Origin of the sequence: Actinotignum vesiculae (assembly GCF_051267215.1) — a bacterium.
In the GTDB taxonomy this organism is placed as follows: Bacteria; Actinomycetota; Actinomycetes; order Actinomycetales; family Actinomycetaceae; genus Actinotignum; species Actinotignum schaalii.
In genome coordinates, this window is record NZ_JBOZGG010000030.1 from 1 (window position 1) to 617 (window position 617).

The following is a 617-nucleotide window of genomic DNA, read 5'->3' on the forward strand; positions in this document are numbered from 1 at the left end:
CCGCTGCGCGGGCCGCGCCCGCCGGCCGGCGCGCCACCTGACGGTGCGTGGGCACCGTACCATGCGCGGGGCCCACGGTGCGCCGCACCGTGGGCGCGCCATGGGCGCCGCCCGGGCTACACGTCCTCGAGAAGAGTTCCCTTCGTCTCCGGCATCATAGTCCGCGACCAGATGACCGCGCCGAGCATGCACGCAGCGTAGAAGAGGAAGGTGAAGGTCATCGAGGCTTGGAACATGACCGGGAAGGTGCCGGAGATGATCGCGGCGGACACCCAGTGGGCGGCCGAACCGACGGCCTGGCCGTTGGCACGGTGGGCCGGCGGGAAGATCTCCGAGATGAAAACCCACAGCACCGAACCGATACCCACCGCGAGCGCCGCGATGAACACGATGATGAGAACCAGCACAATAATGCCGGTGGTGGTGGACAGCTCCGAGCCGTTGAAATAGAAGATTCCGGCGATGGCCAGCAGCGCCACCAGGTCGATACCGGCGCCCAGGGTCACCAGCGGGCGGCGCCCCACTTTGTCCACGAGGGAGCGGCCCAGCAGGGTGAAGGCCAGGTTGGTCAGGCCCACCAGGATGGAGGAGGCGAAGGCGGCATCGCCGGCGATGCC

At 68.6% G+C, this 617-nt stretch carries 1 protein-coding gene; it reads right to left on the bottom strand.

The annotated features are described in order from the left end of the window. Window positions 1–116: 116 nt before the first annotated feature. The coding region (locus tag ACRQHG_RS09355) for an MFS transporter (protein WP_435720025.1) at window positions 117–617 on the bottom strand (501 nt) is incomplete at its 5' end.